Consider the following 25168-nt stretch of genomic DNA (forward strand, 5'->3'; position numbering starts at 1 on the left):
CCTCAGCGACGAAAGCTCTTGATCTCGGAAACGCTGCCGTCACGATAGGTCAACTCCACCGAGACGAACTTCGTCGCCGGCGGCAATTTCAAATAGGGCGTGGCGTTGGATGGAATCGCAATGGGATCGCGCATATCGCAGCCGGGCATGTTCAGGACCTTGTCCGGCACGGCCGTGTCGATACCGATGCGGACCTCGCGGATCGCGCAGCGATACGACATCAGGTGCGTGTAGTAGACTAGGAGACCGTTGAACTCGCGGAACGACAGCCAGCTCGTCGCCGTCATGTCGAGGATCTTGCGCTGGTCACGCACCAGCGCGGCCTCCGGCTCGAAGCGGATCGGGAACGGTCCCTGCATCTCGCCGGATGCATCGACATAGCGGACCTGGATGGTGCCCGCGGGCGCATCCGCCGACAGCTGGATCGAGGGATTGGGCATGCGCTTGCGCGTGCGCGGATCGAGCACGTCCATGAAGCCGGTCTCGCGAAAGTCCCCTGCCTCACCCATGCGCCAGGAAATACCGAGCGTCGGATCGGCGATCGAGAACGTGACGGTCCAGCCGCCATTGTGGCGCGAGAACATCGCGATCGGCGCGTTCAAGCTTTCGCTCGCCGGAGGGATGCGTGGCGCAGAGACGGGAGGCAGCGCCGCGAGCTTCGGCTGCGGCTCGGCCGGCTTGTCGGCCGCGGCCGGGCCCTTCGCCATGCCGTTGAGAAACACATCGTCGACCATCTGGTCGAAATAGACCGGAATCTGCTTGTGCCGCACGGTCTCGGCGAGTTCGCTGACCAGACGGCGGGTGCGCTGTGCGACCTGCACCAGATTGACGCCGGGCTGCGTCAGCTCCTTGGCGAAGGTGCGCGTGAACACCGAGTTCGGATTGGCGTCATCGTTGGAGAGCCGATCGAGCGCGGTCTGGCGCGGACCGGCCGAGAACACCGAGAATACGCCTTCGGGCAACTGCGTCATCGGGGCCAGGCCACCCCCGCCCGCCACCGCGCGGGTGCCCGAGCGCTCGAACGGATTGTTGCGGCAGGCGTCGAACACCAGGATCGAGGTGCGCGCCTTCTTGTTCTGCAGCCGCTCGATGACGCGGTCCGCGAGGATCGAGGCGTCGCGCACCAGCTCCTCCTGCCCTTCGGTCGCCGCCGGCACGTCGGTCGGCAGCAGGAAGTTCTGACCGGCAATCTCGAAGCCGTGGCCGGCATAGAAGAAGAATGCCGTGTCGCCCGGCTCGACGGAATTGTCGAACGCCAGCAGCGTCTGGCTGAACTGCTGGCGACTGAGATTCTCCGCGACCATGACATTGAAGCCGAGCTGCTTCAGCGTGTCGCCCATCGTGCGCGCGTCGTTGACGGCCTTCTGCAGCTTCGGAACGTAGCGGTAGTCGTTGTTGCCGATCACGAGCGCAACGCGCTTCTCGGCATGCGCGGCGGCCGGCGCCAGAACCACCGCCGCCATCGCCAGCCCGCACGCCAGCCACGTCCGCATCGATCTCATCGTCCGTCCCTGCCTTCATTGCGTGGGCTGCCGCCATCGATAGTCGGCGGCACGCCGCCACCGGTTCATCTCCGAGGCGCCCGCGGGCCGCTCCAACTCCCTGCCGAACACACGCCGCAATTCCGTCGACAATTCGACCAGAGCGCTTTCCGCCAGCGGCCGGCCAGAGCTTCGGAGCAGCCGAATACGACAGCTCGACGACAGGTTGCCCGCAAATAATGCAAAAACATTAAGCTTTTTCGGTACTTCGTTCCCCTCTTCCATTGACTTTGCAGGATTCGCCCCTATCTTCCGCAGCAGCGCGGCCGGATCGCATCCGATTCCTGAGAGATTGACCGCGGGTCGGCGTTAGTCAGAAAACCCCCAGCTTCCTTAGAGCATGCCGTTTCGGGGTTGAGCGCGACCACAGCCTTTTACCCCTCGATTCCTAACGGCGGCGTCGAATAGAGGCCCCGTGCCTATCGGCGCGTGACATAGAGGCTCGATGTCTTTTTCCAATCTCGGCTTGTCCGACAAGGTGTTGGCTGCAGTTGCGGCCACCGGTTACACCACCCCCACGCCCATTCAGGAACAAGCGATTCCTCACGTCCTGGCGCGCCGCGATGTGCTCGGCATCGCCCAGACCGGCACCGGCAAGACCGCCGCGTTCGTCCTGCCGATGCTCACGATCCTCGAGAAGGGCCGCGCCCGCGCACGAATGCCGCGCACCCTGATCCTGGAGCCGACCCGCGAGCTGGCCGCCCAGGTCAAGGAGAATTTCGATCGCTATGGCGCCGGGCAGAAGCTCAATGTCGCGCTCCTCATCGGTGGCGTCTCCTTCGGCGACCAGGACACCAAGCTGACCCGCGGGGTCGACGTCCTCATCGCCACGCCGGGCCGCCTCCTCGACCATACCGAGCGCGGCGGATTGCTGCTCACCGGGGTCGAGCTCCTGGTTATCGACGAAGCCGATCGCATGCTCGACATGGGCTTCATCCCGGACATCGAGCGCATCTGCAAGCTCGTCCCCTTCACCCGCCAGACGCTGTTCTTCACAGCAACCATGCCGCCGGAGATCCGGCGCATCACCGAAGCCTTCCTGCACAACCCGCAGAAGGTCGAGGTTTCCAAGCCGGCCACCACCGCCGTCACCGTGACGCAGTTGCAGGTCCCATCCGGACGCGAGGCGCATCAGAAGCGCGAGGTGCTGCGCAGGCTGTTGCGGGACGCCAAGGATCTGAAGAACGCAATCATCTTCTGCAACCGCAAGCGCGACGTCGCCATCGTTCACAAGTCGCTGCAGAAGCATGGCTTCAGCGTCGGCGCCCTGCACGGCGACATGGACCAGTCGGCCCGCACGGCCGCGCTCGATCAATTCCGCAAGGGCGAACTGCCCTTGCTTGTCGCCTCCGACGTCGCCGCACGCGGCCTCGACATTCCGGAAGTCAGCCACGTCTTCAATTTCGACGTGCCGCATCATTCCGACGACTACGTTCACCGCATCGGCCGCACCGGCCGTGCCGGACGGACCGGCACCGCAATCTCGATCGTGGCCCCGGCCGACCAGAAGTCGATGGTCGCCATCGAGAAGCTGATCGGACAGGGCATTCCGACGATCGAGGGCGACTACGAGGTGCAGGAATCCTCGGGCGACGAGGACACGCGTGAGCGCCGTCCGCGTGACGCCGCGCGTCGCGGCAGCCGCGGCAAGGCGCGGGAGCGCGATGCGGCCCCTCGCGAGCGTGATGCAGCCCCGCGCGAGCGTGAGCCGCGGGCGGCAGCGCCGCGCGCCGCACAGGCAAATTCTCCTCGGCCTGCCGCGCCGAGCGCTCGCAAGGAACAGCCTCGTAACGAACAGCCTCGCAATGAAGCGCGGCGGCCGCGGCGCGACCTCGACAACGAGCCCGCTGATCACTCACATCTGCCGGCGTTCCTGCTTCGCCCGGTGAGGGCACCGCTTCCCTGAGCAAGCAAGATTCCGGGCTGTTCCAAATGTGGTCGCCCGGAACGTCGCGTCCGCAAAAAGATCAGCTGCCGCTTCCGTCAGACATGAGACTTAAGTCGACGACAGCGCTGGAGCTATCAGCGAGGCGCACACCCGAGCGAACAGCTCCAGCCCGCTTCAGCAAGTTCCCAGAAGCATCCTATGTAGCTCATTGAACATATGAGGTGCCTTTCCCGTATGCGTGGCTTGGGTGTATCCGGGATACTACGGCCGTATTTACCCCTGGTTCACAAACGTCCTTTAGCTTGGCCGGCATTGTTTATTTCATTGCTGTGACGACGGCGACGCGGGCGATTGGGGAGAACCTGTGGTGGTCAATGCGCTTGACGAACACGAACGCACGATAGGCTTCGCCGAAGTCGCGCTCAGCCAGATCAGAACGCTTCGCCATTCGGCCAATCCGCGCAATTACGAGGTCTGGTACGTCTACGCGACGGGCTACAACGCACCGCTGAACGAGATCATCAACGAGACGCTGTCGCGCAACGGCAAGCTGTCGCAGTCCGATCTCGATCAGCTGTACGACTCCTACCTCGCGCAGCTCAAGACGTCGGATCGCATCGACAAGGTCGGCGCGCGCGTCGTCGGCGAGATCGACGACCTGGTGAACATGCTCACCGATGCTCTCGGCAGAACGGCGAGCTACGATGCGAGCCTCGCGGGCGCCGATCAGCGGCTCGCGTCGGCGACCAGCCGCGAGCAATTGGTGGACATCATCGAGGCGCTCACCGATTCGACCAGGCAGATGCGCGAGACCAACCGGATCCTCGAAGAGCGGTTGACGCTGTCGAAGGACGAGATCAGCGGGCTGCAGCATAGCCTGGAGGTGATCCGGGCCGAGAGCCTGACCGATCCGCTCACCGGCCTCGGCAATCGCAAATATTTCGACCGGATGATCGAAACGACGGTGCAATCGGGGCTCGCGACCCAACAGCCGCTGTCGCTGCTGATGTTCGACATCGACCATTTCAAGTCCTTCAACGATTCCTACGGACATCTCACCGGAGACCAGGTGCTGCGCCTGGTCGGGATGACCCTGAAGCACGCCATCAAGGGGCAGGACATCGCGGCGCGCTACGGCGGCGAGGAATTCGCCGTCGTGCTGCCGAACACCTCGCTGCAGCACGCGCTGACCGTCGCCGATCACATCCGCCGCGCCGTGACGGCGAAGGAGCTGAAGAAGAAGTCGACCGGGGAGATCCTGGGACGTGTGACGATCTCGGTCGGCGTGTCGCTGCTGCGGGCCGGCGACGATACCGATACGCTGATCGAACGCGCCGACGCCTGCCTCTATGCCGCCAAACGCAACGGGCGCAACAAGGTGGTGTGCGAGAACGATCCCGAATACGCGACGACGACGCGAGGTCGGGTGGCCTGACTGGACGGTGCCGGCGTTGCCCCGGCAGCAGCATCAACGCGTCCGCGATGATGGCGTGCGGGATTTCTGTCGGCCCGACGCTGCTGTCGCACTGCGCGTCTTGCGACCTGCCGCGGGCGCTTTGCGGATCGTCTTGGCGACCTTCCGCGTCTTGGCCGGCTTGGCCGTTTTCGCCGCTGGCTTGGTCGCACCGGGCTGCACCCCGCCACGTGCCGGACCCTGCTCGCGCCCGCGGCGAGATGCCGCCCGCTTCCTGGTCTGCTTGCTCAGGGCCGCTCTTTGCGCCGCTGCAAACGCATCTCTGGCCCATATCGCGAACTCGTCGGAGTCGTCGAACAGATGCGCCGGCACTTGCCAATACGAGCGCACCGTCATGGTCCGCGCGCGGGTCTCGTAGGAGAACGGCTTGGATCCGGCCTCCTCGAACCTGGCAAAGCTGGTTTCATCAGCACGGAGATAAAGGCCGCTGCGCAGCGCAAGCGCGAAGTTGATGCCGTCGGCGGAGATGCCGAAGCCGGAGAACATCCGCCGGATCGTGACCGGACCGAAACCGGCGAACAGATCGATCAGGAATTCGCGGTCCATCGCACCAGCTCTCGCCAACGCCCCAGTTGCCCGCCTGGAGTTTTCGGTCGAGAGGGTGGCGCGTGTCAATGTCCGGAACGCGACAGCTCCGGTGCCGCCCTGGCTGAAAGCGGACGATCAGACCTCGGCCGGCTTGAGCTGAACCGACTCGCCGCAGCCGCAGGCGCTGATCTGGTTCGGATTGTTGAACACGAACTGCGCCTGCATCTTGTCGGCCTGATAGTCCATCTCTGTGCCGAGCAGGAACAGCACGGCCTTGGGATCGACCAGGATCTTGACGCCCTTGTCCTCGACGACCTCGTCGGTCGGCCGGATATCATGGGCATATTCGACCGTGTAGGACTGACCGGCGCAGCCGCCATTCTTGACACCGACACGCAATCCGATGATCTCGGACTCGGCGCGATCAGTGAGCTCACGGATGCGCCTGGCCGCCGCATCGGTGAGCCGCATCACCTGCGGACGGGGCCGCGGCTTGGGCTTGGCAACAGGCGCTGTCGAATTCGTCGTGCTGGTCATGGCGTCATCCCGGCGGGGTATGTGATCCGCCCTTACTATTCAAACTTCGTGCCCGCTCGTCTCACCACATGTTCAGGACGAGCCGGGCCTCGTCGCTCATCCGGTCCGGCGTCCATTGCGGCTCCCAGACGATGCTCACATTGACCACGCCGACCCCCGGAACGCTGGCGATCGCGTTTTCCACCATGGTCGGCAACTCGCCGGCCGCCGGGCAGTTCGGCGTCGTCAGCGTCATCAGGACGTCGACGCTGCGATCGTCCTTGATGTCGACCTTGTAGATCAGGCCGAGTTCGTAGATGTCGGCCGGGATCTCCGGATCGAACACCGTCTTCAGCGCCGCGATGATCTCGGTGGAGAGCCGCTCGGTCTCCTCCGGCGGCAGCGCCGAATGGGTTTCGACAGTCTGAGTTTTGACGTCGGCCGTGTCGGTCATGCAAACAATTCCCGCGCCTTGATCAATGCCTGTGCAAGCTGATCGACCTCTTCCCTCGTATTGTACATGCCAAACGAGGCCCTGCAGGTCGCCGTGACGTTGAATCTCTCCAAAAGCGGCATCACGCAGTGCGTGCCCGCGCGCACCGCGACGCCCTGGCGATCGATCACGGTCGCGATGTCGTGCGCGTGCGCGCCCTTCATCTCGAACGAGATGACCGGGCCCTTGCCCTTGGCGGTGCCGATCAGCCGCAGCGAATTGATCTCGCGCAGCCGATCCTGGGCATAGGTGAGCAGGTCGTGCTCGTGCGCGGCGATGCGCTCCTTGCCGACCGAATTGACGTAATCGATCGCGGCGCCCAGCCCGACCGCCTCGACGATCATCGGGGTGCCGGCCTCGAATTTGTGCGGCGGATCGCCATAAGTGACCCAGTCGCGCGCGACCTCGCGGATCATCTCACCGCCGCCATTGTAGGGGCGCATGGCAACGAGGTGGTCGTACTTGGCGTAGAGCACGCCGATGCCGGTCGGCCCGTACAGCTTGTGGCCGGTGAAGACATAGAAGTCGCAATCGATGTCCTGGACATCGATTGCGAGGTGCACGGCGGCCTGGCTGCCGTCGACCAGCACAGGGATGCCGCGCGCATGCGCTGATCGCACGACCTCCTTCACCGGAACCAACGTGCCCAGCATGTTCGACATCTGCGTGATCGCGACCAGCTTGGTCCTGTCCGTCAGCAGCTTCTCGAACTCGTCGATCAGGAAGTTGCCGTCATCGTCGACCGGAGCCCACTTGATCACGGCGCCCTGGCGCTCGCGCAAGAAGTGCCACGGCACGATGTTGGAATGGTGCTCCATGATCGAGAGCACGATCTCGTCGCCTTCACCGATGTTCGGTCCGCCCCAGGAGGATGCGACGAGGTTGATCGCCTCGGTCGCGTTGCGGGTGAAGATGATCTCTTCACTGCGCCGCGCGTTGAGGAAGCGCGTGACACGCTCGCGGCCGCCCTCATAAGCTTCGGTCGCGGCATTGGCGAGATAATGCAGGCCGCGATGCACGTTGGCGTATTCGCTGGTGTAGGCCTGCGTCATGCGGTCGAGCACGGCGCGCGGCTTCTGCGCCGACGCCGCATTGTCGAGATAGACGAGCGGCTTGCCGTAGACCTGCAGCGCCAGCGCCGGAAAATCTTCGCGGATGCGGGCGACGTCGTAGGAGCCGTTTGAGACAGCGGGATGCGTGCTCATGCGCGCGCCTCCATCCAGTCCTGGGCGGCGGCGATGACGCGCTCGCGCAGGCCATCATCCTCGATCGCCTCGATCGCCTCACCGACGAAGGCCTGGATCAGCAGCGCCTGCGCCTGCTTCTCGGGCAGGCCGCGGGCGCGCAGATAGAACAGCAGGCTTTCGTCGAGCGCGCCGGCAGTGGCGCCGTGGCCGCAGGAGACGTCGTCGGCGAAGATCTCGAGCTCCGGCTTGCTGTCGGCCTCGGCCTCGTCGGACAGCAGCAGCGCCCGCGTCATCATCTTGCCGTCGGTCTGCTGCGCGTCGGGGCGCACGATGATCCGGCCCTGGAATACCGAGTGGGCACGATCGTCGAGCACGGCGCGGAAGTTCTCGCGGCTGGTGCAGCCGGGCACCGCGTGGTCGACAACCAGGGTCATGTCGCCATGCTGCTTGTCGCGCAGCAGGTTGACACCGTTGACGATGAGCTCACTCCCCTCGCCGGCGAGCGTGAAGAACGCCTGCAGCCGGCTGATCGCGCCGCCACTGGTCATGTTGAACAGGCTGAGCTTCGACTTGGCACCGACCGTGAACAGCTCGGAGGAGATGTTCACCGCATCAGCGGCGTCGCGCATCAGCCGGACATGAGACAGCGCAGCCTGGTCGCCGACCCAGATCACGGCCGCATCATTCGCCTGATAGGCGGACGCGCCGTCCGCGGCGATGCTGGTCTCCACCAAAGTCGCGCGGGCGCCCTGCCCGATCCGCACATGCGATCGGCTGTAGCGCGCCGCCTTGGGAGCGGTCGCGACGTGAATGAGCTGCAGCGGCGACGACAGCTGCACACCATCGGCCACCGTCACCACGACGCCGTCGGTCGCGAGCGCCGCGTTGAGCGACAGCATCGGGTCGGCCACCGTGGCCAGCAGCAGGTCGCCTCGGAATTCGTTGGACTGCTCGTCCAGCACCGCGCCCAACGTCTTCACCGTGACGCCCGACGGCATTGCCGCGAGGTCCGACAGATCGGCGGCAAATACACCATCGACCAACACGAGCTTGGTCGCACCTTCGATCGCGATTGACGCGATCGCGGCCTTCGCCCGCGCCAAGGCGGCCGCATCTGGCGCGCCCGCGAGCGGCAGCACCTCGCGCACCAGGGCACGCAGGTCGGTGTACTTCCATTCCTCGATGCGCCGGTGCGGCAGGCCCGTGCGCTCGAAAGCCGCGAAGGCTTCGCGCCGGATATCAGCCACCTTGCCGATGCCGGGCAGACGGCCCAAAGCGGCAGAGAGCAAGCTGCTCGCCGCCGGACCGCTGTCGTTCTTGACCAAAGCTACGTTCATCACAGATCCATTCACGCAGCGATCAGGCCGCGTCTTCGAACTGGGCGTAACCGGACGCCTCGAGCTCCAGCGCGAGCTCCTTGCCGCCGCTCTTCACGACGCGGCCCTTCGACATCACGTGAACGACGTCGGGCACGATGTAGTTCAGCAGCCGCTGATAGTGGGTGATCACGATCATCGAGCGCTCCGGCGAGCGCAGCGCGTTGACGCCGTCGGCGGCGATGCGCAGGGCATCGATGTCGAGACCGGAATCCATCTCGTCGAGGATGCAGAGCGACGGCTGGAACAGCGCCATCTGCAGCACCTCGTTGCGCTTCTTCTCGCCGCCGGAAAAGCCGACATTGACGCCGCGCTTGAGCATGTCCTGCGGAATGCTGAGCGATTTCGAGATCTCGCGCACCTTCCTGAGGAAATCCGGCGTCGAATACTCCTCCTCGCCGCGCGCCTTGCGCTGCGCGTTGAGCGCGGTGCGCAGGAACGTCATGGTCGCGACGCCTGGAATCTCGACCGGATACTGGAACGCCAGGAACACGCCCTTGGCGGCGCGCTCGTCCGGCGCCATCGCCAGGAGATCCTCGCCCTTGAACAGGATCTCGCCGCCGGTGACCTCATAGCCCGGCTTGCCGGCGATGACATGGGAGAGCGTCGACTTGCCGGAGCCGTTCGGCCCCATGATGGCGTGCACCTTGCCGGCGTCGATCGAAAGCGTCAGGCCGTGGAGAATCTCGCGCTCCTCGACGCGGACCTGCAGATTGTTGATTTCGAGTAGTGCCATAATCTGTTTCCGCTCAACGCTTGCCCTGGAGCAACCGATCGATCGGGTCCGAGGGCGGATGATGTTGATGTCAGCAAGAGCGGGCCGCGCCGCGGACCCGCTCCCATGTGGTCTTAGCCGACCGATCCTTCGAGGCTGATCGAGATCAGCTTCTGCGCCTCGACCGCGAACTCCATCGGCAGCTGCTGCAGCACGTCCTTGACGAAGCCGTTGACGACGAGGCCGACCGCCTCCTCCTGCGAAAGGCCGCGCTGGACGCAGTAGAACAGCACGTCCTCGGAGATCTTGGACGTCGTCGCCTCGTGCTCGAAAGTGGCCGAGGAATTCTTGGCCTCGATATAGGGCACGGTGTGCGCGCCGCACTTGTCGCCGATCAGCAGCGAATCGCAGGCGGTGAAGTTGCGCGCGTTGGACGCCTTGCGATGCGCCGTCACCAGGCCGCGATAGGTGTTCTGCGAGCGGCCTGCGGCGATGCCCTTGGAGATGATCCGGCTGGTCGTGTTCTTGCCGAGATGGATCATCTTGGTGCCGCTATCGACCTGCTGATAGCCATTCGAGATCGCGATCGAATAGAATTCACCACGGGAATTGTCGCCGCGCAGGATGCAGCTCGGATATTTCCAGGTGATCGCCGATCCCGTCTCGACCTGGGTCCAGGAGATCTTGGAATTGTCGCCGCGGCAGTCGCCACGCTTGGTGACAAAATTATAGATGCCGCCCTTGCCTTCCGAATTGCCCGGATACCAGTTCTGCACCGTCGAGTACTTGATCTCGGCGTCATCGTGCGCGACCAGCTCGACCACGGCCGCGTGCAGCTGGTTCTCGTCGCGCTGCGGCGCGGTGCAGCCCTCGAGATAGGAAACGTAGGCGCCCTTGTCGGCGATGATCAGCGTGCGCTCGAACTGGCCGGTGTTGCGCTCGTTGATGCGGAAGTAGGTCGACAGCTCCATCGGGCAGCGCACGCCCGGCGGCACGTAGACGAACGAACCGTCGGAGAACACCGCCGAATTCAGCGTCGCATAGAAATTGTCCGAGGTCGGCACCACGCTGCCGAGATATTTCTGCACCAGCTCGGGATGCTCGCGGATGGCTTCCGAGATCGGCATGAAGATCACGCCGGCCTTCCTCAGTTCCTCCTTGAACGTGGTCGCGACCGACACCGAATCGAACACGGCATCGACCGCGATCTTGCGCGTCTCGGGGCTGCCAGCGCCGGGCACCGGCTCGACGCCTTCGAGGATCGCAACCTCGCGCAGGGGAATGCCGAGCTTCTCATAGGTCTTCAGGATCTCAGGATCGATCTCGTCGATCGAGGAGAGCTGCTTCTTCGGCTTCGGCGCCGAGTAGTAGTAGAGATCCTGGAAATCGATCTTGGGATAGTCGACGCGCGCCCAGGTCGGCTCGGTCATGGTCAGCCAGCGGCGATAGGCCTCGAGGCGCCATTCGAGCATCCAGGCGGGCTCGTTCTTCTTGCCCGAGATGAAGCGGACGGTGTCTTCGGAAAGCCCCTTCGGAGCCTTCTCGGATTCGATGACAGTCTCGAACCCATAGCGATATTGGTCGACGTCGATCCGCCTGACGCGGTCGACCGTCTCTTGTACGGCTGGCATTCCATCCTCCGCTCGCGGTTTCAAGGACCGCGGTGGACATCTTCTGGAACCGTCTTACGACGTTTCCTCGACGAAATCACGCCCTTAGAATCGCTCAAGCACGGTTTCGTCGCCTCCTTTAAGTAGGGTCAACGACAGCTTTCGCCAAGCCTGGACGCAACGATCGACCTCCGCCTCCGTGGTGGACCAGCCCAGACTGAGGCGCACCGCTCCCTGGGCCGCTGCGGAACTGGCGCCCATCGCTTCCAGCACATGGGACGGCTGGACCTTGCCGGACGAGCACGCCGAGCCGGAAGACACCGCGATCCCTTCGAGATCGAAGCCGATCACGGCCGTCTCGGCCTTGAGCCCCGGTGCGGTGAACAGCGTCGTGTTCGGAAGCCGCGCCGCTTCGGACGAAAATACCGTTACGCCAGCGGTCTGACGAAGGCCCGCTTCCAGCCGGTCGCGCAGCGCCGTGATCCGGGTCAGGTCTACCTCGCGCGAAGCCAGGGCAGCGCCGGCCGCGGCGCCAAATCCGGCAATTCCGGCCACGTTTTCGGTTCCAGCCCGGCGACCGCGCTCCTGGCCACCACCGCGGAGAACCGGAATCGGCTCCTCCACGCCGGCGCCCAGGACCAGAGCGCCGACGCCCTTGGGTCCGCCGATCTTGTGCGCAGAGATGGTCACAAGGTCCGCGCCCATCTGCTTGATATCGAGGGGTATTTTCCCGAATGCCTGGATCGAATCGACGTGCAGCACGCCGCCCGCTTGGTGCACCATCTCGGCGACTTTCGAAACCGGTTGAAGCACCCCGGTCTCGTTGTTGGCGGCCATGACGGACACCAGCGCCGGCGGCCCGCCGGCCAGCAGGGCTTCCAGGCGGCCGAGATCGACCACGCCGGAGGAGTCGACAGGGATCGTCTGCACCGCTGATGGCGCGAACCGGCCGCCGGCCAGCACCGAGGCATGCTCGACCGCAGACACCAGCAGCCGCTCGACCGGGCCGGCCGGCGCGCGCAGGCCTGGGCTCAAGGCGAGCACATTGGCCTCGGTTCCGCCCGAGGTGAACACCACGCGGCGCGCGACGGTGCCGAGCCCCCGGGCGATCACCTCGCGGGCCTCCTCGGTCAGCCGCCGCGCCTTGCGGCCTTCGGCGTGAACCGACGAGGGATTGCCGACCAGATCCATGGCGGCGAGAATCGCCGCGCGCGCTTGCGGTCGCAGCGGGGTCGTCGCATTCCAGTCGAGATAGATCCTGTCGGCCATGGCTCGTTCTTATCAACTCGGGACACGAACGACCATCGCTCGCCCGCGCCATGATGATGCGCGACGGCCAGCGTGATATCGTCGGGCGCGAGATTGAGATAGCGGGTCCGGTGCCATGAACAAGCTTGTCGGCTCGATGCTGCGTCCGAATGATCGTACCTTCTACGCGATCATGGCCGGGCTCTCGCTCGGCATCGGCGTCGTCAACGCCCTTTCCGCCGCCCACGATGCCGTTAGGCGGGGCGCGGCCTATGATCTGGAAAAGCAGTTGCTGTGGGAGATGACGAGCATTGTCGTCCTCATCCTGCTGGCGCCGCTGCTGGTCGCCACCGTTCGTTCCATCCGGCTGGGCCCGGCCGCCATGGCACGTCATATCGCGCTCGCCGTTGCCGCCGTGGTCGCCTTCTCTGCGCTTCACATGATCGGCATGGTGACGCTGCGCAAGCTGCTGATGTGGACCGCGGGCGGCGCGTACGACTTCCAGCTCTCGCTGGCCACCATCGTGTACGAGTTCCGCAAGGACGTCATGACGGCGCTCCTCATCGGTGCCACGCTCTGGCTGTACGACGGCTATCGCGCGAGCGCTGTCCGAGAGCCGACACGGCGATCCGAGCCTCCTGCCACTGCCACGCTCTGGCTGCGCGACGGCCCGAGCCGCATCCGCATCTCGCCGGCCGACATCCTGTGGGTGGCCGCGGCCGGCAACTACGTTGAATATGCCATGGCCGACGGCAGGCGGCATCTCATCCGCGGCACCTTGTCGGCCGTTGAGGTCGAGCTCGCCCGCTTCGCGCTCGTCCGCATCCACCGCGGCCGGCTGGTCAACATGGCCCGGGTCGCCGCGCTTTCGGTCCTGCCAACGGGCGATTTCGGCCTGACCTTCGACAGCGGACAATCCGTGCAGGGCAGCCGCCGCTATCGCAGCGCCGTTGCGCAGCTGGAGCACACGGCGTCGCTGCGCTGAACGGCCGGGCTGCAGACGAAAACGCCAGTATTTTCATCGAATTGCAGGCGCATTCGGATCACGTTCCGCGACCGCTTCGCCCCGCCGCTGTATCGGCGGCCCGGTCTGCATCTCTGCCGCAGCCGCCTTGCCGGGCGTTGAAAATCCTTGCTTTTTGCCCCGCGCTCCATGCTAGAAGGCCAACTTCCAGTCACGCCAGCGCTGCTCCGTCCAAGCGAACGGATGGCGCTCGATCACCACTTCTCCTGCGGAATTCGTCGGCGAGGCGCCAGATGAAGCTCGGACGAAGTCGGTCGACGCTCTGCCAAGGATTCTCTGATGCCTGAAGTCATCTTCAACGGTCCGGCCGGCCGCCTCGAAGGCCGTTACCATCCGGCGAAGCAGAAGAACGCGCCGATCGCGATGATCCTGCATCCGCATCCGCAGTTCCACGGCACGATGAACCATCAGATCGTGTACCAGTGCTACTATGCCTTCGCGCATCGCGGCTTCTCGGTGCTGCGCTTCAATTTCCGCGGCGTCGGCCGCAGCCAGGGCTCGTTCGACCACGGCACCGGCGAGCTGTCCGATGCGGCCTCCGCGCTCGATTGGGCGCAGACCATCAACCCCGAGGCTCGCGCCTGCTGGGTCGCCGGGTTCTCGTTCGGCGCCTGGATCGGCATGCAGCTTTTGATGCGCCGCCCGGAGGTCGAGGGCTTCATCTCGATCGCCCCGCCCGCCAATCTCTACGACTTCTCGTTCCTGGCGCCCTGCCCGTCCTCCGGGCTGATCGTGCATGGCGAGCGCGACGCGGTGGTGCCGCCCAAGGACGTCAACACGCTGGTCGAGAAGCTGAAGACGCAGAAGGGCATCGTGATCGACCAGCAGGTCATCCCCGGCGCCAACCACTTCTTCGACGGCAAGCTCGAGCCGCTGATGGAAACCATCACCGCCTATCTCGACATGCGCCTCGCCAATGTGAGGTGAGGTCGCGTCATCACCCGCGAAAGAAAGCGGATGATCCAGTACGCCGCGGCTTCTCGGCTGATCATCAGCGTCTCGGAATACTGGATCGCCCGGTCAAGCCGGGCGATGGCACTGTGAGCGGCGTGAGTGCTCGGTACGAAAATAACCTCCCTACGCCGCCTGCTTCAACAAATACGCATCGTGCCGCGCGAGGAACGCGCGCAGCATCTGCGGATAGTCGGCGCTGACCGCCGTCCTCACGCTCGGCCGCTGCGCGAGTTGATCGCGCCACGCCCGAACCTTCGGCGTGGACGCAAAGATGCCGAGATCACCGTACGCATCGAACACATCGAAGTAGCGGAAGATCGGCGCGAACACGGCGTCGACCAGGCTGAAACGCGCGCCGGCAAAATACGGCCCCTCGCCCAGCGCATCCTCGACGCGAGCAAACTTCGCCGTCAGCGCCTCGCGCTTGGCGGCGAACAATGCGGCATCCTGCGTCGTCTCCAGGCCCCAGAGATCGCCGAGGATCGCTGAGCCGAACTCCATCCAGGCCCGATGCTGCGCGCGGACCAGCGCGTCCTCGGGATGCAGCCTCACAGCCGGCTGCGTCTCCTCGATGTACTCGCAGATCACGTTGCTCTCGAACAGCGCCACCTCGCCCTGGCCCAAGGGTACCACCAGCACCGGCACCTTGCCGAGCGGCGAGATCTTCAGGAACCAGTCGGGCTTGTTGGCGAGATCGATGTCGATCCGCTCGAATGCGACGCCCTTTTCGTTCAGCGCAATGACGGCGCGTTGCACATAGGGGCAGAGCTTGTGGCTGATCAGCTTCAGGACAGGCGCCATGACATCCTCGGCAGTTTGATGCAGATGCATCAAACTAGATGCATACGCATCGAACTGTCAAGGTTCATGCAATTGCATGAATCAAGGGCGCGCAATGACCCCGCCGGTCATCGGAAACGGCACGCCTGTGGTGGTGGGATAGCTCAGCGGCAGGCCCTTCATGCCGCGTACCGCCAGGAAGCCGAACGCCTGGGCCTCGATCGCGTCCGCCGACCAGCCCAGCGCATCGGCCGATTCGACGCTCGCCGGCGCGACACGCTCGCGCAACATCCGCATCATGGTATGGTTGCGGGCGCCGCCGCCGCAGACGATCCAGCTCGCCGGCGGCTTCGGCAGCAGCGGGATGATGCGGGCAATCGCTGCGGCCGTGAACGCCGTCAGGGTCGCGGCCCCGTCCGCCGGCTTCACATCACCCAGCTTCAGCGCGGCAAAATCGTTGCGGTCGAGAGATTTCGGCGGCGGCAGCGCGAAAAAGGGCATTTCCAGCGCGCTGGTGATCCAGGCCTCGTCCGGGTTGCCCTGCTCCGCCACGCGGCCATCCTGATCGAATGCCTGTCCCGTGGTCCGGTGCATGAAGTCGTCGAGCAGCGCATTACCGGGACCGGTGTCGCAGGCGATCAGCACGTCGTCGCCGTCGATATAGGTGATGTTGGAGACGCCGCCGATATTGACGACGGCGATCGGCCCCGCGCGCGACAGCGATTGCGCCAGGGCGCGGTGATAGACCGGCACGAACGGCGCGCCCTGCCCGCCGAAATCGACGTCGGCAGCGCGGAAATCGTGCATCACCGGGATATGGACGGACTTGGCGAGCGCGGCCGCGTCGCCGATCTGCACGGTCAGGCGGCGTTCGGGGCGGTGCAGCACGGTCTGGCCATGAAAGCCGATGATATCGATGTCCTCGGGCTTGAGCCGGTGCTGCGCCAGGAACGCGGCGACCGCCTCGGCATGCGCCACCGTCACGACGCGCTCGGCGTCGCGCACCCGTCCGGGGCGCGCATCGCGCCGCTCGATCTGCACCGCATCGGCGAGCGCCTCGCGCAGCAGGCTGCGCTCCGCGGCGCTATAGGCCCGGTAGCCCGAGGGACCGAGGCTCTTGATCTGCCGCCCATCGGTCTCGATCAGGGCCACGTCCACCCCGTCGAGCGAGGTGCCACTCATGAGGCCAAGTGCGGTCAGAATCATTGCAGTCGAACCTAAAAACCCTGCCCTGCTTGCCAAGTACGGCCGATTTGAGGTCCCGCCCAGGCCGTGCACATGCTTGTACAAGCCCGGCGCATCTTATAATGCCACAACGCCCGTATCCGTGGCATGTGCCTCCCGCACGTCCCCGCGACAAGCGGTCAATACCGTAAACAAATGCTCAGAGTCGCCGACAATGACTGGCTTCAAGTCTGATTTCCTGAACGTGCTGCAGAGCCGCGGGTTCATTCATCAGTGCTCGGATTTCGAGGGGCTGGATGCCCTCGCCGCCAAGGGCCAGGCGACCGCCTATGTCGGCTACGACTGCACCGCACGCTCGCTGCACATCGGCAACTTCCTGACCATGATGATGCTGTACTGGCTGCAGCAGACCGGGAACAAGCCGATCACCCTGATGGGCGGCGGTACGACGATGGTCGGCGATCCCTCCGGCAAGGACGAGACCCGCGCGATGCGCACGGTCGAGGAGATCGAGGCCAACAAGGCGTCGATCCGCGGCGTGTTTGCCAAGGTGCTGCGCTACGGCGATGGCGCCACCGACGCCATCATGCTCGACAATGCCGAATGGCTGACGCAGCTGAAATGGATCGAGATGCTGCGCGACATCGGCCGGCACTTCTCGGTCAACCGCATGCTGACCATGGACTCGGTCAAGCTGCGGCTCGAGCGCGAGCAGGAGATGAGCTTCATCGAGTTCAACTACATGGTCTGCCAGGCCTACGACTTCGTCGAGCTGGCGCGGCGCACCGGCTGCCGGCTGCAGATGGGGGGCTCCGATCAGTGGGGCAACATCGTCAACGGCGTCGAGCTCGGCCGCCGCATGGGCACCGAGCAGCTGTTCGCGCTGACCACGCCGCTCTTGACCACCGCGTCCGGCGCCAAGATGGGCAAGACCGCGCAGGGCGCGATCTGGCTCAATGCCGACCAGTGCAGCCCGTATGATTTCTGGCAGTACTGGCGCAACACCGAGGACGCCGACGTCGTCAAGTTCCTCAAGCTGTTCACCACGCTGCCGCTGTCCGAAATCGAGAAGCTCGCTGCACTGCAGGGCGCCGAGATCAACGAGGCCAAGAAGGCACTGGCCGATGCGGCCACCACCTTGCTGCATGGCGAAGAGGCGGCGCGCACCGCTGCCGAGACCGCCCGCCGCACCTTCGAGGAAGGCGCCATCGCCGAGAACCTGCCGACGGTCGAGGTGCCGCAGGCCGAGCTCGACGCTGGCTTTGGCGTGCTCAACGCCTTCGTCAAGGCCGGCCTCGTCGGCTCCAACGGCGAGGCGCGGCGGCAGATCAAGGGCGGTGGCCTGCGCGTCAACGACGTTGCGGTCACCGACGAGAAGATGGCGCTGACGCCGGCTGCACTGACCAGCGAGGGCGTGATCAAGCTGTCGCTGGGCAAGAAGCGCCACGTGCTGGTCAAGCCTGCATAGCCGCATTCGTTTTTGCCTGCTTGTCAGGGAAGGCCGAAAGGCGCTCCCTGACGGCATGACGATCAGCGCGCCGCGAGAGCCTGCGCAAGCCGAGGAAACCCCGACAGCTCCACCACGAGTGCGCATGGCGTTCGTGGTGCTGGGTCTCTGCTTTGCGCTGTCGGTGATCGGCCGCGGGCTGGGAGAAAGCTTCACCGTCTTTCTCAAGCCGATCTCCGACAGCTTCGGCTGGGATCGTTCCGAGGTCGTCTCGATCTATTCGCTGACGGCGCTCGCCGGCGGCCTCGCCGCTCCGCTGATCGGGCGGCTGTTCGACCACTCCGGACCACGCGCCGTCTATGCGCTCGGCCTCCTGCTGCTTGGTTCAGCGTTCACGGCCGTCGCGCACGCGCAGGCGCTGTGGCAATTCCAGATCAGCATCGGCCTGTGCGTCGGCATCGGCATCGCGCTGATCGGCAACGTCCCCAACTCGATCCTGCTGGGCCGCTGGTTCGGCAAGAAGCTGCCGACCGCGATGGCGGTGATCTATTCCGCCACCGGCGCCGGCGTGCTGATCCTGCTGCCGGGCTCGCAACTGCTGATCGACGCGATCGGGTGGCGCAGCACATATCAGGCGTTCGGTGCCGCCGCCTTCATTCTGCTGGTGCCGCTGGCGCTGCTGCCCTGGCGGCTGTTTGCCGCCGGCGCGCCCCACATCACCAGGCCCGTCGCCGACGAACTCGCCGACGATGCCTGGACCTTGTCGCGGGCGCTGCGCCATCACGCCTTCTGGGCGTTGTTCTCGACCTTCTTCTTCACCGCCGTTGGCATGTATGCCATCGCACCGCAGGTCGTCGCCTATCTGATCGACACCGGCTTCGCGCCGCTGCAGGCCGCCACCGCCTGGGGCTTCTCGGGCGTGGTGCTGCTGTTCGGCATGCTCGGCGTCTCGGCCCTCGATGGGCTGATCGGCCGACGGCCGTCGGTGCTGTTCTCCTACGCCGTATCGATCGCAGGAATCCTGATGCTGTGGGCGTTGCAATTCTCGCCGAACATCTTCCTGCTCACCGGCTTCGTCGTCTGCTTCGGCAGCATGATCGGCTCGCGCGGACCGCTCCTGTCGGCCACCGCGATGAAGATCTTCCGCGGCAGGCGGCTCGGCACCATCTACGGCACCATCACGATCGGCAGCGGGCTCGGATCCGCGCTGGGATCGTGGAGCGGCGGCGTCATCCACGATCTCACCCACGGCTACGGTGCCGTCATTCTGCTCGCGCTTGTGAGCGTCGTCATCGGCATGATCCCGTTCCTCGTGGTTCCTTCCCTCCGCACGTAGTTGCGGTCGGGCCATCCGCGCACGATGTGCTGGGACGCGCCTGATTGCCGCGTCAGTCCACATAGTGGACTCGGCTCGACAGATCCGCATTCATGATTAGTAAGCAGCTTGATGATAGTTGTTCCGGCAACAACAACGAAGAGGACGCCGTGACACTGCTCAGCCGCATGAAGTTCCGCACCAAGCTTGCAAGCATGGTGATCCTTGCGATCGCAACGGTGATCGCGATCGTGGCCGTCTCCGGTTGGCTCAGCCGCGCGCGCATGCTGGAGGACCGCATCACCCAGATGCATACGGCGGTCGACCTCGTCTACGGCCTCGCGGAGACGCTGCAGACGGAGGTCGCGGCAGGAAAGATGTCGGTGGACGAGGCCAAGAACAAGTTCCGCTATCTTGCGCGTCGGATGACGTTCAACAACGGCCAGGGATATCCGATCGCCTACAACGCGTCCGATTCGGCGCTTCTTCTGAACGCCGCCAACGAGAAGCTGGAAGGCAAGATCCTCGGCACCAAGGACGCCAACGGCGTCATGATCGCCGATGCGCAGATCAAGGCTGCGCAGCAGAAACCCGAAGGCAGCACGACGTCCTATCTCTATCCCCGGCCCGGCCAGACCGAGCCGCTCAGGAAGGTCGTCTTCGTCCGCAGCTTCGCGCCGTGGAACATCGTCATGAGCTACGGGCTCTATGTCGACGACATCGAGGCGGACGTCTATGCACTGCTGATGCGGCTCGCGGGGATCGGCGCGGCGCTGCTCGTGCTGCTCGGCCTCCTGTCCTTCCTGATCTCGCACAACGTGGTCGGCGGGCTGCATCGGCTGAAGGATCGCATGCAGGACATCGCCGGCGGGCGGCTCGAGCAGCCGGTGGCCGAGACCGAGCGTGGCGACGAGATCGGCCGCATGGCCGAGACCCTGGAGGTGCTGCGCAAGACGGCGATCACCGCGCGCATGCTGGAGCAGGAGCAGGCCGCATCCAAGCAGCGCAGCGAAGCGGACAAGCGCGACGCGCTGATTGCGATGGCCGACCGCTTCGATGCCTCCGTCGGCCAGCTCGTCGCCCTGATGGCGTCCGGCGCCGGAGAGCTCGAGGCGACGGCAAAATCGATGACCGGCACGGCAGAGAGCACCAATGCGCGCGCCACCGCCGTCAGCTCCGCGGCGACGGAAGCGAGCTCGCGCGTGCAGACGGTCGCCACCGCCGCGGAGGAGCTGACCTCGTCGATCACCGAGATCAGCCGTCAGGTCGCCCAATCCGCCGAGGTCACCGGACGCGCCGTCGAAAGCGCGCGCCACACCGACGGGATCGTTCGCGCACTGGCCGACGGCGCCAAGCAGATCGAGCACGTTGCCGAGTTGATCTCCAGCATCGCGGGCCAGACCAACCTGCTGGCGCTCAACGCCACGATCGAGGCCGCGCGCGCCGGCGAAGCCGGCCGCGGCTTCGCCGTGGTCGCGGCGGAGGTGAAGAGCCTGGCCAGCCAGACCGCGCAGGCCACGCAGGAGATCGGCGACCGCATCGCCCAGATCCAGAACGCGACCAGGGAAGCGGTCGGCGCGCTCGACGGCATCACCCTGACCATCGAGGAGGTGTCGGCGATCGCCGCGACGATCGGATCGGCGATCGAGGAGCAGGGAACCGCCACGGCGGAGATCGCGCGCAACGTCACCCAGACGGCGCAGGCCACCCGCGAGGTCACCGCCAACATCGGCGGCGTCTCGACGGCGGCCAATGAGACCGGAAGCGCCGCCGGCCACGTGCTGATCGCCGCCGGCAACCTCTCCAAGCAGGCCGAGCAGCTCTCCCGCGAGGTCGACACCTTCCTTGCGGGCGTCAGAGCCGCCTGACCGCTTCGATCCGCCACAATGGCGTCGCCAAACGCTGACGCGGCCAGCAGCGTCAATTGTTCGGCGGCAGCTCCGCCGGCGGGTATTGCTGCCTGCCGGTGTTGAAGTCCATGATCTTGCGCGTGACGCCCGGCAGCATCGCCGAGATCGGATTGATGCGCACCACCGGCTGGCTCGGCGTGCCGACGACCTCGTAGGTCACGCCGAACAGCCCCTCATTGCTGCCGCCGAGGAACAGGCCGACGATCGGGATCTGGTTGAACATGTTGTTCAGCCCGTACAACGGCACGATCGTGCCCGAAGCCCGGACCTGGTTGACGTTGTAGTCGATGCTGCCTTCGATGGTCAGGCCGAGCGTCGGTCCCTTGACCACGCCGTCGCGGATCGAGAGCAGCCCGTTCTGCCGCGTGAACTCCGCGCGCAGCATGGTGAAGGCGATGCCTTGCGAGGCGCCCTGTGCGGCGCCTGAGGCAGCGCGGTCCAGCGCCTGCTCACCCCTGACGGTGAAGTTGCGAACGATCGCCAGGCCCTCCTTGGGGCTGGTGTCGGCCGTCGGCGGCTCCATCGCAAGCTCCAGCTCGCCGCCTGCCATCTTGGAATAGGTGTCGGCGAACCGCAGCAGCGCGCCGGCATCATTGGTCACCAGATAGATCACCTCGCGGCCCTGGCGGCGTGCCCGCGGATCGGCGCTGGGCGCCTCGCGGCCGATGCGCAGGTCGGCCGTCACCGGCGTGTCGCGGCCGACCTTTCCGCTGAGATTGAAGCTCTTGAAGGCACCGCCGCGCCTGGAGAGCTTGACGTCGACGCTGCGCAGCGCCTCGCCGTTGAAGCCGGCGACGGCGCCGAGCTTGACCTCGGCGTCGAAGTCGAGGTTCGAGCGCGCCTTGTTCTTGTCGGCGTCCTTGTTGGTGCCCGAGATCGCCGACTTCAGGAAGCCGCGGCCGTCGAACACGTCGCCACGCATCGACAGCTTCAGCACGCCGTCCTGGCCGCGCTCGGCCTTGAGCTGCGTCTTGTCGCCTTCCGACGGCGAATAGGTCGGAAAGTTGGCGTTCATCAGGTCGCCGTTCTGGTCGACTTCCAGCGAGCCCTTGATGGAGACGCCGCCGCCTTCGATGCTGATGTCCTCGAAGCGTGTTGATTGCTGCTTGGCGACAACGTTGAAGGTAGCCTTCCCCGATTTGCCCGGATTCTTCACCCAGCCCGGCAGCAGGTTGTCGAGCTTGAGCTGGGTCAGATCGGCCTCGACGCCGATGCGGCTGTCGCGATCGCTGGAGCCCGCGATCTTGCCATTGAGCTTGAGCGGCACGTTGCCGGTGATCGCGGTGCCCAGATCCATGCCGAGCCGGGCCCGGCTGGCATCGTCGAGGATCGCCTGCATCTTGATGTCGGCGTCGCCCTCGGTCGGCTTGCGATAGTCGAGCGTGGCCGGCTGGCCGTTGATCTTGACGTCGCCCTTCACCTGATAGCCGGCGGTGTTGGCCACGATCTTGAGCGTGTTGGCCTCGAGCTTCTGGTTCATCACCAGCTTGTCGGCGGCAAAGCCGTTGAGATCGGCCGTGACCGCGTAACTGGTGTCGGCCTTGGTCAGTTCGCCCTTGACCGGCATCGCGAGATTGACGCTGGCCTGGAACGTTCCCTTGGTCTGGTTGGGATCGATCGGCATCGACGACAGATCGTTGAGCCGGTCGGAGGCGAGGATCTCGGCGGCAGCGGCGACCTGACCTTCGACGCGCATGCGTACCCGCGACGGCGACGGCTTCGGCGCCATGTCCGGCACTTCGAACACGACGTCGGAGAAGTTGAGCTTGCGTCCGGCCGGCGTATCCGCGACGCCCTGCCCGATCGTCACCGTCGCGGTGCGGCCGGTGACATGCGCCTTCACGTCGGCATCGCGCACCGACGGCAGGCCGTCGACCGGATGCACGGTGACATTGGTGGCGACGATGTTGACGTCGAGACCATCGTCGGGAATCGGCGGCCCCTTGCGCGGCAGGTTGCGCGTCGGCGAGTTGACCGCGACATCGATCCGCTGCACCGAGCCGCGTTCGATGCGCTCGATGATCCAGGCCCGCACCTCCGGCACGATCAGCGCCGGCCAGATCCGCTTCATCGCCAGCGCGGGCATCGGCGTCGCCGCGAAGCCGAGCTTCAGCCGCGGCTCGCCGGCATATTCGACGCTGCCGGTGCCGGCGACGCCGATCTCGCCGTTGGACACCTCGGCCTGCGTCAGCAGCACGCGCTTGCCCTCGGTGTCGAAGCGGAAGTTGATCGAGATGCGGTTGAAGATCAGCGGCGGCTCGTTTTCGATGGCGCCGAGCAGAATGGTGCCGCCGTTGAGACCCAGCCGCCAGTCGTTTGCGGTGTCGTTCGGCGGCTCGAGATTGGCGTTGAGCGTGACGCGGTTGGCGCCCGAGATCACCTTCAACGGCGCGACCAGCACGCGGCGCCCGGCATCCCATTCCATGCTGATCTCGGCGGAGTCGATCGCCATCGGATAGTCGGGCGTATCGGTGTCGATGATCTTGCCCGCGCCGATGTTGATCTTGCCGCGCAGATAGGTCGGCAGCCCGTCGCGCGCGAGCTCGCCCTTGATCTCGCCGCTCATGGGCAGGTCCGCCATGTAGGTGAGATCCTTGAGGCGCATCGCCAGCAGGATGTTGCTGGTGGAGACCTTGTCAGCCTTGATGTCGACCGTGCGCACGCCGTTGGCCTGCGGCCCGACCAGAATGCGCAGCTGCCACGGCTTGGCGCCCTCTTCGCCGAGGCTCAGCGCCACCCCGCCGCCGGACGGCCGGCGCAGGCTGAGGCTGATGTTCTCGAACGTCCATTTGTTGCCGCGCTGCTGGTCGTCGACGACCAGCACGCCGTTCTTCAACCCGATCTCGTTCAGGTTCTGGCCATCGAGCCCGGTCAGGCTGAGGCTGTCGAGCCAGTCGAGGCCGGCCAGCAGGCCGTTCTGGGGAGCGGCCGGCGCGGCAGTCGCAGGCAAAGTCGAAGTGGTCGGTGCTGACGGCTGCGAGCCGGCCTGCGGTCCCGGCGCATTGGGCGGTGGCGCGGCCTGTCCCGGCCGCGGGAATGTCGGCGGCAGGCCGGCGTCGCGCTTGGAGGCGACGCCCGTCGCCAGCGGCTTGTTGGTCTCACCCGTCGATACGGTGACGGTGCCGTCCGGCGTGATGCGGATCGCGAGCTCGGCGTCGACCAGCTTGAGGCTCTCGGCGCGCAGCTGGCCCATCAGCAGCGCAGCGCCGGACAGCCGCACCTCGGCCTTGGGCGCGCTGGCGACGATGGCGTGATCCTGATCGCGCACGATGATATCGCGGATCCGGACCGCGATCCGGATCCGGCCGGCGCGCTCGATCTGGGTGCCGCCGACCTCGACGGTGTTGCCGTGGCCGATATTGTCCTCGATCGCCGCCGCGAGCCACGGCGTCGCCAGATCGAGGCTGATTGGGCCCGCACCCAGCCGCAGCCACAGGCCGGCGAAGCCGAGCCCCACGAGCAGCATCAGCGATGCCAAGGTGACGACGACCCGCTTGACCATGCGGCCGCCCGGCACACGCGGGCGCGATCCGCCGAATCGACCGGTGCTCTCGCCCGAATCGGACCGCGACAACAGGCGGCGGCCGCGCTGCCCGGCCCTCTCGTCGGGCTCGGCGGCGGCCTCGTACTGGTCGGCCACATCCCAGTCGGCCTCATCCCACTGTTGGCCCTGGGTGTCCGCTTGCAGATGGGGCCGGTGGGGTGATGTCTGTCTTGCCATTGCCTCTCGGTGCCGGCCCCTCGTGTCCGAAATATTTCGTGCCAATCTGGCCTCGGCCAGGTTGGTCGCCGGTGTAGCCCCGCCCGTTCACGCAGCGCGCGTGCTCACTGCCGGCAGGGCCCGATCCCCCAATGATCCCGTCACGCTTCGGCGGGAGCTGTCAACACGCCTGCCGGCGGTACGCCGGCGGCGCGGACGACGCGCGAAATCCCCGTCACCATACCCCACCGCCGTCAGGTTTGCCCACCTGCTCGCG

Annotated in this window: 19 protein-coding genes; 7 read left to right on the top strand and 12 right to left on the bottom strand. The window is 65.6% G+C overall.

Features of this window, described 5'->3' with window-relative positions; translation table 11 throughout:
• Positions 1-2 precede the first annotated feature (2 nt).
• Complete coding sequence (locus QX132_RS00700; RefSeq protein WP_410052839.1) at positions 3-1502, bottom strand: caspase domain-containing protein; 1500 nt, start codon at positions 1500-1502, stop codon at positions 3-5.
• 484 nt (positions 1503-1986) lie between these two features.
• On the opposite strand from QX132_RS00700, the gene QX132_RS00705 reads away from it, so the two are divergent.
• Both QX132_RS00705 and QX132_RS00710 read left to right on the top strand, forming a co-directional pair.
• Complete coding sequence (locus QX132_RS00705) at positions 1987-3447, top strand: DEAD/DEAH box helicase (protein ID WP_315755582.1); 1461 nt, start codon at positions 1987-1989, stop codon at positions 3445-3447.
• Between the two features lie 349 nt (positions 3448-3796).
• Positions 3797-4864: a diguanylate cyclase gene (locus QX132_RS00710; protein ID WP_315737811.1), complete on the top strand. Its 1068-nt coding sequence runs from the start codon at positions 3797-3799 to the stop codon at positions 4862-4864.
• A 33-nt stretch (positions 4865-4897) separates the two neighbouring features.
• On the opposite strand, the gene QX132_RS00715 is transcribed toward QX132_RS00710, so the two are convergent.
• From QX132_RS00715 to QX132_RS00750, 8 genes are all read right to left on the bottom strand, one after another.
• The gene (locus QX132_RS00715; RefSeq protein WP_315737810.1) at positions 4898-5449 is read right to left on the bottom strand and encodes a TfoX/Sxy family protein; all 552 of its coding nucleotides are present in this window, start codon (positions 5447-5449) and stop codon (positions 4898-4900) included.
• A gap of 117 nt (positions 5450-5566) precedes the next feature.
• Positions 5567-5968, bottom strand: a complete 402-nt coding sequence (locus QX132_RS00720) for an iron-sulfur cluster assembly accessory protein (RefSeq protein WP_315737809.1) — start codon at positions 5966-5968, stop codon at positions 5567-5569.
• 61 nt (positions 5969-6029) lie between these two features.
• Positions 6030-6401 (bottom strand): SUF system Fe-S cluster assembly protein, encoded by a 372-nt coding sequence (locus QX132_RS00725; protein ID WP_315737808.1) that lies wholly within the window; start codon positions 6399-6401, stop codon positions 6030-6032.
• On the bottom strand, positions 6398-7645 hold the full coding sequence (locus tag QX132_RS00730) for a cysteine desulfurase (RefSeq protein ID WP_315755584.1): 1248 nt from the start codon (positions 7643-7645) through the stop codon (positions 6398-6400). Before QX132_RS00730 ends, QX132_RS00725 begins: the two co-directional genes overlap by 4 nt.
• Positions 7642-8964, bottom strand: coding sequence for a Fe-S cluster assembly protein SufD (sufD, locus tag QX132_RS00735; RefSeq protein ID WP_316159846.1), 1323 nt, complete (start codon positions 8962-8964; stop codon positions 7642-7644). Before sufD ends, QX132_RS00730 begins: the two co-directional genes overlap by 4 nt.
• Before the next feature lie 22 nt (positions 8965-8986).
• Positions 8987-9739: a Fe-S cluster assembly ATPase SufC gene (gene sufC, locus QX132_RS00740; RefSeq protein WP_315712154.1), complete on the bottom strand. Its 753-nt coding sequence runs from the start codon at positions 9737-9739 to the stop codon at positions 8987-8989.
• A 113-nt stretch (positions 9740-9852) separates the two neighbouring features.
• Positions 9853-11349 (bottom strand): Fe-S cluster assembly protein SufB, encoded by a 1497-nt coding sequence (sufB, locus tag QX132_RS00745; protein ID WP_315737805.1) that lies wholly within the window; start codon positions 11347-11349, stop codon positions 9853-9855.
• Between the two features lie 84 nt (positions 11350-11433).
• Positions 11434-12597 (bottom strand): cysteine desulfurase family protein, encoded by a 1164-nt coding sequence (locus tag QX132_RS00750; RefSeq protein ID WP_315774657.1) that lies wholly within the window; start codon positions 12595-12597, stop codon positions 11434-11436.
• A gap of 172 nt (positions 12598-12769) precedes the next feature.
• On the opposite strand from QX132_RS00750, the gene QX132_RS00755 reads away from it, so the two are divergent.
• Both QX132_RS00755 and QX132_RS00760 read left to right on the top strand, forming a co-directional pair.
• Positions 12770-13561, top strand: coding sequence for a LytTR family DNA-binding domain-containing protein (locus tag QX132_RS00755; RefSeq protein ID WP_316159847.1), 792 nt, complete (start codon positions 12770-12772; stop codon positions 13559-13561).
• Positions 13562-13879: 318 nt separating this feature from the next.
• Positions 13880-14527, top strand: a complete 648-nt coding sequence (locus QX132_RS00760; RefSeq protein WP_008971476.1) for an alpha/beta hydrolase — start codon at positions 13880-13882, stop codon at positions 14525-14527.
• A gap of 150 nt (positions 14528-14677) precedes the next feature.
• Here the strand turns inward: QX132_RS00760 and QX132_RS00765 are convergent, their stop codons facing one another.
• Together QX132_RS00765 and QX132_RS00770 are read right to left on the bottom strand one after the other, a co-directional pair.
• Positions 14678-15355: a glutathione S-transferase family protein gene (locus tag QX132_RS00765; RefSeq protein WP_316159848.1), complete on the bottom strand. Its 678-nt coding sequence runs from the start codon at positions 15353-15355 to the stop codon at positions 14678-14680.
• Positions 15356-15436: 81 nt separating this feature from the next.
• Positions 15437-16540, bottom strand: coding sequence for an anhydro-N-acetylmuramic acid kinase (locus QX132_RS00770; RefSeq protein ID WP_315737801.1), 1104 nt, complete (start codon positions 16538-16540; stop codon positions 15437-15439).
• Between the two features lie 193 nt (positions 16541-16733).
• On the opposite strand from QX132_RS00770, the gene tyrS reads away from it, so the two are divergent.
• From tyrS to QX132_RS00785, 3 genes are all read left to right on the top strand, one after another.
• Positions 16734-17987 (top strand): tyrosine--tRNA ligase, encoded by a 1254-nt coding sequence (gene tyrS / locus QX132_RS00775; protein WP_316159849.1) that lies wholly within the window; start codon positions 16734-16736, stop codon positions 17985-17987.
• Positions 17988-18042: 55 nt separating this feature from the next.
• Positions 18043-19302, top strand: a complete 1260-nt coding sequence (locus QX132_RS00780) for an MFS transporter (RefSeq protein WP_316159850.1) — start codon at positions 18043-18045, stop codon at positions 19300-19302.
• Between the two features lie 149 nt (positions 19303-19451).
• Complete coding sequence (locus tag QX132_RS00785) at positions 19452-21149, top strand: methyl-accepting chemotaxis protein (protein WP_315737798.1); 1698 nt, start codon at positions 19452-19454, stop codon at positions 21147-21149.
• A 52-nt stretch (positions 21150-21201) separates the two neighbouring features.
• Here QX132_RS00785 and QX132_RS00790 read toward each other — a convergent pair whose 3' ends face one another.
• The gene (locus tag QX132_RS00790) at positions 21202-24912 is read right to left on the bottom strand and encodes a DUF3971 domain-containing protein (RefSeq protein WP_316159851.1); all 3711 of its coding nucleotides are present in this window, start codon (positions 24910-24912) and stop codon (positions 21202-21204) included.
• Positions 24913-25168: the final 256 nt, after the last annotated feature.

Source organism: Bradyrhizobium sp. SZCCHNRI20481 (genome assembly GCF_032485055.1).
GTDB lineage: Bacteria > Pseudomonadota > Alphaproteobacteria > Rhizobiales > Xanthobacteraceae > Bradyrhizobium.

Excerpts from the sequence above, each read along its gene's own strand:
- QX132_RS00700 (WP_410052839.1), bottom strand. The coding sequence starts at position 1,502 with ATGAGATCGATGCGGACGTGGCTGGCGTGCGGGCTGGCGATGGCGGCG.
- QX132_RS00705 (WP_315755582.1), top strand. The coding sequence starts at position 1,987 with ATGTCTTTTTCCAATCTCGGCTTGTCCGACAAGGTGTTGGCTGCAGTT.
- QX132_RS00715 (WP_315737810.1), bottom strand. The coding sequence starts at position 5,449 with ATGGACCGCGAATTCCTGATCGATCTGTTCGCCGGTTTCGGTCCGGTC.
- QX132_RS00720 (WP_315737809.1), bottom strand. The coding sequence starts at position 5,968 with ATGACCAGCACGACGAATTCGACAGCGCCTGTTGCCAAGCCCAAGCCG.
- QX132_RS00725 (WP_315737808.1), bottom strand. The coding sequence starts at position 6,401 with ATGACCGACACGGCCGACGTCAAAACTCAGACTGTCGAAACCCATTCG.
- QX132_RS00730 (WP_315755584.1), bottom strand. The coding sequence starts at position 7,645 with ATGAGCACGCATCCCGCTGTCTCAAACGGCTCCTACGACGTCGCCCGC.
- sufD (WP_316159846.1), bottom strand. The coding sequence starts at position 8,964 with ATGAACGTAGCTTTGGTCAAGAACGACAGCGGTCCGGCGGCGAGCAGC.
- sufC (WP_315712154.1), bottom strand. The coding sequence starts at position 9,739 with ATGGCACTACTCGAAATCAACAATCTGCAGGTCCGCGTCGAGGAGCGC.
- sufB (WP_315737805.1), bottom strand. The coding sequence starts at position 11,349 with ATGCCAGCCGTACAAGAGACGGTCGACCGCGTCAGGCGGATCGACGTC.
- QX132_RS00750 (WP_315774657.1), bottom strand. The coding sequence starts at position 12,597 with ATGGCCGACAGGATCTATCTCGACTGGAATGCGACGACCCCGCTGCGA.
- QX132_RS00755 (WP_316159847.1), top strand. The coding sequence starts at position 12,770 with ATGGCCGGGCTCTCGCTCGGCATCGGCGTCGTCAACGCCCTTTCCGCC.
- QX132_RS00760 (WP_008971476.1), top strand. The coding sequence starts at position 13,880 with ATGCCTGAAGTCATCTTCAACGGTCCGGCCGGCCGCCTCGAAGGCCGT.
- QX132_RS00765 (WP_316159848.1), bottom strand. The coding sequence starts at position 15,355 with ATGGCGCCTGTCCTGAAGCTGATCAGCCACAAGCTCTGCCCCTATGTG.
- QX132_RS00770 (WP_315737801.1), bottom strand. The coding sequence starts at position 16,540 with ATGATTCTGACCGCACTTGGCCTCATGAGTGGCACCTCGCTCGACGGG.
- tyrS (WP_316159849.1), top strand. The coding sequence starts at position 16,734 with ATGACTGGCTTCAAGTCTGATTTCCTGAACGTGCTGCAGAGCCGCGGG.
- QX132_RS00780 (WP_316159850.1), top strand. The coding sequence starts at position 18,043 with ATGACGATCAGCGCGCCGCGAGAGCCTGCGCAAGCCGAGGAAACCCCG.
- QX132_RS00790 (WP_316159851.1), bottom strand. The coding sequence starts at position 24,912 with ATGGCAAGACAGACATCACCCCACCGGCCCCATCTGCAAGCGGACACC.